Origin of the sequence: Kiloniella litopenaei, from assembly GCF_000982415.1 — a bacterium.
Classification (GTDB): Bacteria; Pseudomonadota; Alphaproteobacteria; order Kiloniellales; family Kiloniellaceae; genus Kiloniella; species Kiloniella litopenaei.
The window spans coordinates 73,312-80,323 of the sequence record NZ_LANI01000025.1 but is presented as its reverse complement, the minus strand read 5'-3'; the positions used below and the strand labels follow the sequence as shown (position 1 = coordinate 80,323).

Below are 7,012 nucleotides of genomic sequence, written 5' to 3'. Positions count from 1 at the left end.
AATTGCGAGGACTTTGTCAGCAGTCTGAGCCCGGCGAGCTCTATCGCCGGGCTTTTTCTTTTGTCTATAAATCGCCAAAATTAACTAATCAACAACCTGGGTCACCTTTTCTTTAAGAGAGGCTGCGACCTGTTGAAAAATTTCAGGCCCATCGCCCGAGATTTCATTCTCAATCACAGACCGCATCGCTTTGAGGTGTGCTTCATAAAGTTTGGTTGTTGATTGATGAAGTTCTCTCTGTGCCACTTGATGCTTCAGCAGCATGTAAAAACTGTCACCAAGTCGTGTCATAAGGGGAAAACCAAAACTGGTTCCTTGCCCCTTCATATTGTGAACAATACACCGCGCCTGATCCATCGCTTCAAATGTTCTGTCCGAATTCTGTTCAATATCACTCAGAATCTTCTCCAAAGTAGAGAAGTCTTCTTCTATCCCGGATCGATAAAGCTCGAGAAGTTCAGCATCTGCATAATTTGTTTGGCTTGTTCCAGACACTTCAACACCCTTCACATGGTAATGTTTTTAAATAACAGAACGTGGTTACATGGGTTTACGGCAACAAACTTACGCGCACACAACACTCAAAAAGTGTGAAAACACCAAATTATACACGCATAATATATCATAACATCTTAACAAACTCTTTTTGACCAACCACGGCAGACTTGGCTATAAGCCAAGCATGGATTCGATCACCCCTCAAATAGCATCTGCACAAGATATTCTTAGTCGTATTTTCGGATACAACAGCTTTCGTGGCGACCAGGAAGCTGTCATTGATCATGTCATTGATGGTGGTGATGCGCTTGTCTTGATGCCGACAGGTGGCGGTAAATCCCTATGCTATCAAATTCCGGCCCTGTGCCGTTCTGGCCTAGCTATTGTGGTCTCTCCCTTAATTGCCCTCATGCAGGATCAAGTTACTGCGCTTCAACAACTTGGTGTCAAAGCTGCCGCCTTAAATTCTACTCTTCCCTATGGCGAGATACTTGCCATTGAACGGGGCATGAGATCCGGCGAGCTGGATATGGTTTATGTGGCCCCGGAAAAACTTCTCACTGATGGTTTTCTAAACCTTCTAGATCAGTGTGACCTGTCGCTTTTTGCCATTGATGAAGCCCATTGTGTTTCACAGTGGGGACACGATTTCAGACCAGAATATCTGCAACTCAGTCTTTTAAAAGAGCGCTTTCCCTGGGTTCCCCGGATAGCGCTAACGGCAACCGCAGACGGACCAACCAGACAGGATATCAAAGAGCGCCTTCATTTAAGTGACGCCCGCGCCTTTGTTGCCGGATTTGACAGACCGAACATTCGTTACAAAATTGGCCTGAAAGCCGCCCCAAAAAAACAGCTGACTGATTTACTGGAACGCGAACATGCGGGACAGTCCGGTATCGTCTATTGCATGTCCAGAAATAAGGTCGAGGAAATCGCTCAGTCCCTGAGTGAAAAGGGTTTCAATGCCTTGCCCTACCATGCAGGTCTTTCCAAAGACATCAGGGCGGGCAATCAGGATCGTTTCCTCAAGGAAGATGCCGTCATCATGGTTGCCACTGTTGCCTTTGGCATGGGCATAGACAAACCCGATGTTCGCTTTGTCATTCATCTGGACCTACCCAAAAGCCTGGAAGCCTACTATCAGGAAACAGGGCGCGCAGGACGCGACGGCCTTCCGGCAGAAGCCTGGATGATCTATAGCATGAACGATGTCGCCCGGCTTTATCATATGGCGTCACAATCCGATGCACCCGAAGCACAAAAGCGGATTGAAAACAGAAAACTGGAAGCCTTGTTGGGCTTTTGTGAAACAACGAGATGCCGCCGTCAGGTGCTGCTGGAATATTTTGATGACAACCCAATAGAACCCTGTGGTAATTGCGATACATGTCTAACACCGGTTGAAAGCTTTGACGGAACAGAAGCCGCGCAAAAAGCACTCTCGACCGTCTATCGTACGGGACAGATTTTTGGCTCGGCTCATGTCATCGATGTACTTTTGGGCGCAAAAACCGAACGCATTGAAAAATTGGGTCACGACCAATTAAGCACCTTTGGTATTGGCAAAGAGTTTATAAAGCAGGAATGGCGATCGATCTTCCGTCAACTGGTTGCATTGGGTTATCTGAAGGTGGATATGGAAGGACATGGCTCTTTCCAACTCGGCGAAGATTGCCGCCCGGTTTTACGGGGCGAGAAAACAGTGTGGTTCCGCCGCGACCCGGCAAAGAAAACCCGTGCATCACTTCGCAGTCATTATAAGAAGTCATTTGGCCCGGCTGCGACGATTGACGATCCAAACGACGAAGCACTGTTCCAGACCTTAAGAGCAAAGCGCCTTGAACTGGCCAAAGATCAGGGTGTCCCCCCCTATGTAATCTTTAATGACAAGACTCTTCTAGAAATGGTCATGGCACGCCCGGTTGATCTGGGCGATATGGCAAAGGTTCCGGGCGTGGGTAAACGTAAACTCGAACGTTATGCCGACATCTTCCTAGAGGTAATCAACGAAAACAGGTCATAATTTACAACTATTGTGACCCGTTTTTGATGATCAAAAATCTAATCATTTTTAACTGCATTCTCGACCTTGATCACTTCCTCTTCAGAAGAAGAATCTTCTTCCCAGAATGCGGGGCCGTCTTCCAGGATATCGGACTCGGTGTCTTCATCACCAACAGTGATATCAGATCCATCACCCTCAGCCTCGGCGATAACTTCTTCGTACCACTCTTCGCCTTCTGGGGTCATCGCGACAACCATTGTCGATGATTCCGCAGGCACCGCGATATAATCACCCTGTTCCTCAATCGGAACAGAACTACGTTGTGTCATCCGGAACACGCCAAAAGCCACAATCATCAACAACGTCAATGACATACTATAGACAAAGGCGTTAGGCCCCAACTGCCCCATCAAGAACGTGCTGATAATCGGTCCAACAATTGCCCCAATGCCCCCAATAACAATCAGGGCACTCGTGGCTCCCACAATCTCAGACGCGTCCAAATAGTCGTTGGTATGCGCAATCGCCAATGAATACAAAGGCAAACAAAGTGCACCAAATAAAAAAGCACTACCCAGAAACCATACTGTTGCTTGAGGGCCAGAGAAAAAGCCCATTGATAAGGCAATTAATCCAGCAAGAAGGGCCACAACGATTAGAACCTTACGTCTATCAAAATGGTCAGAAACCCGGCCAATCGGCCATTGTAATGCAACCCCGCCAATAGACATCGTTGCCATAAAAACAGAGATATCAACCGTATCCATTTCAAGTTCTTTGGCATAGATTGCACCTGCGCCAAAAATTTGTGCCTGCACAACGCCAACCCCAAACGCGCAAACAAACCCCAATGGAGAAATTTTAAAAAGCCGCTTGAGACCAACAGGTGTTGGAGATTCAAATGTTGGAACCTGTGCAACCGTAAGAGTTGTTGGAATAAGCGCCAGGGAAACAAGCACTGACATTAAAATAAACGGCAAGAAGCTACCGGGGTCAGAAATATTAATCAAAAGCTGTCCTAGTCCCATAGCGCCATACACAACGACCATATAGATAGCCAATAACTGTCCACGGGTTTCATTGGTAGAGCTGTCATTCAACCAGCTTTCAGCAACGATATATAAACCAGCAAAACAAAATCCGGTAATTAGGCGCATCGCCCCCCAGGTATAGGGATCAATAAAAACAGCATGTAACAAAGCCGATGCAGAAGACAGAGAAGCCAATGCCGCAAAAACACGAACATGCCCGACATTGGCAAGAACCTTAGGCGTCACAAATGATCCAGCAAGATACCCGATAAAATAACAGGTCATCACAGCACCAATTGATTCGGTCGAGAACCCTTCGATAGATCCACGTACACTCAACACTGTACTTTGCAAGCCATTGCCCAGCATAAGAAAAGCAATACCGAGCAAAAGTGCCCACGAATTAGTGATGGCTGATAACATTTATTATTCCCTTAGGCACCAGGTACCAAAATCCATTCCCACCACTAGAGAATATTTATTAAGATAATTCTACCTTAGTTGCGACTTTTCGTTTCTCTGTTCGCCACTTGAACGGGACAAAGTGCAAATAGGTCCTCATTTTACAAAATTTAATGATTAATCTTTCCGTCCCGAAAATGGTCGTGATTCATAATGGCGGCTGATGTCCAATTATCGGCCACCATCTGAAACGTGCATTTAGATGCTCTTATTTAAGCAAAGGGTGCTTCCAGACCTTCTTGCTCAAAAGTTCGCAATACAGCCGGGTGCTTGCTTATCAATTTGATGTGCTTTCCCAGGTGTTTCATCTCACTTGGCTTTGTGGAGAGAAAACGCCCCCAGCGACAAAGCATCAAAAGATAAAAGTCCAGGAATGAGACCGCTTTACCCATCATATAAGGGCCTTTTTTTGCTAGCTGAGCTTCGACAATTTCAAAATAACCGATAAGGCGCTGCTCGGCTGCCTCTTTAATAGCCTGTGCGTCTGACGAATCACTGCTATAACGTTCAGAATAATAATAAACCAGAAATTCAGTCTGGATCGTATTGGTCAAAAACATCAACCATTGATAAAACTTGGCGCGTTCCGGCGTGGCAATATCAGGGGCCATACGACCTTCGGGGTGTCGATCCGCAAGGTGTAAACAAATCGCCGCAGTCTCTGAGATAACCATAGCACCGTCTTCAAGCACAGGAATACGTCCAGAAGGGTTCAAGGCAAGATATTCCGGACTTTTATGGGCCTGCTTGTTACGGTCCACATAGACCAGTTCATAGTCAACACCCAGCTCTTCCATCAACATATGCGGAGCAATACTGGCGTTGCCTGGAAAATAGTGCAGTTTATACATTAGAAGCTATTCCTATTCTGAAATATCACCTGTTGACAGCTTGTTGTCTCGGCTCAAAATTTGTCAACGAAAGCGACAAAACCAATCAACAAAACTTGGCGACAGCAAAAGGTCACAATGAGGCTTTAAATTTCTATATTAGACATCTGTCATCAATGCTTTTCGGTCAAGATATAACTGTTATAAAAAAAGCGATCCATGCACACAAAACTGTGAATTAGTATCAGTTAAACAATCATAGGATTCAAAGTTCACAAAAATCACACAAATTGCAGAGTAAATGCCCTCTATTTGAAAGGAATTGGTAAGGATTAGTACCTAGAATCATTGGTAGTTCATAAGATTAGGTACAAATGCAGTAGATGATAGAAAACCGCCAATATAAAAGGTATGCCGCCGGGGACAACGCCTCATTAGGCATTGATGGTTCTTGGCATCCTTGCTCCGTTCAAAACCTTTCAGGAAATGGCCTTTTTCTGGAAACCTTTTGCCGTCCGCCGATTGGTACTGTTGTCGAGTTGGATTTAAGTAGTTTGGGCAGGTATTCAGGCACAGTTGTCCGGCATGCCTGGGATGGTGTCGGTATTCAATTCAGAGACGGTCATCCCCATACCCCCCCAGTCCACGACCATCGTCAAGGGGCCCTTTTTACCAATATCTAAAACAGGAACATTCTTTGCTGTTATGTTTCAGCCTATAAGGTTTTAGGGAACATAAAATCCATTAATAAACTTGTTATTCTAGGCGGCTGGCTTTCTGTTTTTAAGCTTCAAGGCCGTGACCTTGTACACATCCAGGCCTGTAATACTTGAAATTTCACGAATAGATAACTCTGTTTCTCTCAACAGGACTGCAGCATGAATTTTAGGGGGCATGCCACGCGGTTTTCTGTTTCTGACTTTTACAGGGCTTCCCAAAGATTTTTGAGGCTTGTCGTCTTTTGCCAGACCGCGTTCATAGGCTGCTTTTAATGCGGCTTCGTGACGGGCCTTTTCTTGTGCCAGGTGGGAATCCATCAAATGAAGAGAATTGGCAAAAACGCGTTCAGTCGCCGACATACTATAAGAAGCCCGACGCGCCTTTTGTTTAGGTTCGTCTCTCGGGCCACCTTCTGCAGCTTCTTCCAAAGACATATTATGTTTTGCGGCCATGCGTTTAGCCGCAGCAAGAGCATTCTCTCTTTCTCCGTCATAAGGGCTTAGGGCCGCAACCTGAAGAAGATTGTGGAACCTGATACGCTCTGCTTCTGAAAATCCCTCACTAATGGTCTTAATTCCCTTTAATTTATTTCCAAGCTGCCCAGTATACGCCAATTCTGGCTCTTAGGCAGTAAATTTCATTTATTTGCTTTTACTTTGTTTGATTTTTTGGTTTTGAAGCTTCAGCACGCTTTGGCTGTTTCACTGGGTACTTCCCTTTCCCTTCGATCACATTAAGCAATAGAATAAAGGGGATAAAAAATATCCACATCAAATAGTAAAAAATCTTAGCCAAAGACAATTCTTCCCATTTTATTCTGCAAAGGCCCTTGCGAAGACACTGCCTTAGTTCGACTTGGCATCTGCCAAACCATCTTCGGTTTCTATGGAATAGCGCCCGGCGGTGGTTTCATCCGCCAATCCCGCATGTAAAGTCAACAGAACAATTTCTGCATCAATACCATCTTCGAAAATCTTCACCATCTCCAAGCGGCGCAACATTTCCTTTGCATCCTCGGGACCGTTAAAATCTTCGAAATCTTCCTGCCCCAGGATACAGTAACTCAGGAAACCCGCCAAATCATGCAGAGCCGCTTCCGAATCATCCTTAAGAAGACCGCGATCCTTTGCCAGGCGCCACAACGTCAGCTTAACAGCATCGGGAACAACAGCACTGAAGGTACCTGTGCGTTTCAACCCGTCATCGATCATATGGATTTCTTTTTTTCGCCCAAAAAACCCAAAAATCATCGTTTCGATCCCGTATTACAATTCGTTGCAGAGGCTATCCTGCGTCAAAAAACACCTTTGTTTGAAGCAAGGGTATAGATCAAGAAGCGCAAAAATGAAACTCTGGCATTCCACAATCACAAAATAAGGCTCAACTGCCCATCACAAGAGATGGTTTCTTCCCGTAAAAAAGCTGGTAAGTTGGACACGAATTTTCAAGGATTAGTATTTCTT

The 7,012-nt window shown here is 45.4% G+C and carries 7 protein-coding genes; 2 read left to right on the top strand and 5 right to left on the bottom strand.

The genetic code is table 11. The features are described from left to right. Positions 1 to 84: 84 nt before the first annotated feature. On the bottom strand, positions 85 to 495 hold the full coding sequence (locus WH95_RS16585) for an Hpt domain-containing protein (RefSeq protein ID WP_157845992.1): 411 nt from the start codon (positions 493 to 495) through the stop codon (positions 85 to 87). 187 nt (positions 496 to 682) lie between these two features. Here WH95_RS16585 and recQ point away from each other — a divergent pair, with 187 nt between their 5' ends. Then, the gene (gene recQ, locus WH95_RS16580; protein WP_046509359.1) at positions 683 to 2,524 is read left to right on the top strand and encodes a DNA helicase RecQ; all 1,842 of its coding nucleotides are present in this window, start codon (positions 683 to 685) and stop codon (positions 2,522 to 2,524) included. Between the two features lie 38 nt (positions 2,525 to 2,562). On the opposite strand, the gene WH95_RS16575 is transcribed toward recQ, so the two are convergent. Both WH95_RS16575 and WH95_RS16570 read right to left on the bottom strand, forming a co-directional pair. Beyond that, on the bottom strand, positions 2,563 to 3,960 hold the full coding sequence (locus WH95_RS16575) for an MFS transporter (RefSeq protein ID WP_052742101.1): 1,398 nt from the start codon (positions 3,958 to 3,960) through the stop codon (positions 2,563 to 2,565). A 251-nt stretch (positions 3,961 to 4,211) separates the two neighbouring features. Further along, entirely contained in the window at positions 4,212 to 4,850 is a 639-nt protein-coding gene (locus WH95_RS16570; RefSeq protein ID WP_046509357.1) for a glutathione S-transferase family protein, read from the bottom strand. 362 nt (positions 4,851 to 5,212) lie between these two features. Between WH95_RS16570 and WH95_RS16560 the strand changes: the two genes are divergently transcribed. Continuing rightward, positions 5,213 to 5,512 (top strand): PilZ domain-containing protein, encoded by a 300-nt coding sequence (locus WH95_RS16560; protein WP_046509353.1) that lies wholly within the window; start codon positions 5,213 to 5,215, stop codon positions 5,510 to 5,512. 78 nt (positions 5,513 to 5,590) lie between these two features. On the opposite strand, the gene WH95_RS16555 is transcribed toward WH95_RS16560, so the two are convergent. Beyond that, positions 5,591 to 6,163, bottom strand: a complete 573-nt coding sequence (locus WH95_RS16555) for a hypothetical protein (protein ID WP_046509351.1) — start codon at positions 6,161 to 6,163, stop codon at positions 5,591 to 5,593. Positions 6,164 to 6,394: 231 nt separating this feature from the next. After that, entirely contained in the window at positions 6,395 to 6,799 is a 405-nt protein-coding gene (locus WH95_RS16550; protein WP_052742100.1) for a hypothetical protein, read from the bottom strand. Positions 6,800 to 7,012 lie beyond the last annotated feature (213 nt).

Coding starts and splice junctions, on each gene's coding strand:
- recQ (WP_046509359.1), top strand. CDS start 683: ATGGATTCGATCACCCCTCAAATAGCATCTGCACAAGATATTCTTAGT.
- WH95_RS16550 (WP_052742100.1), bottom strand. CDS start 6,799: ATGATTTTTGGGTTTTTTGGGCGAAAAAAAGAAATCCATATGATCGAT.
- WH95_RS16570 (WP_046509357.1), bottom strand. CDS start 4,850: ATGTATAAACTGCACTATTTTCCAGGCAACGCCAGTATTGCTCCGCAT.
- WH95_RS16575 (WP_052742101.1), bottom strand. CDS start 3,960: ATGTTATCAGCCATCACTAATTCGTGGGCACTTTTGCTCGGTATTGCT.
- WH95_RS16560 (WP_046509353.1), top strand. CDS start 5,213: ATGATAGAAAACCGCCAATATAAAAGGTATGCCGCCGGGGACAACGCC.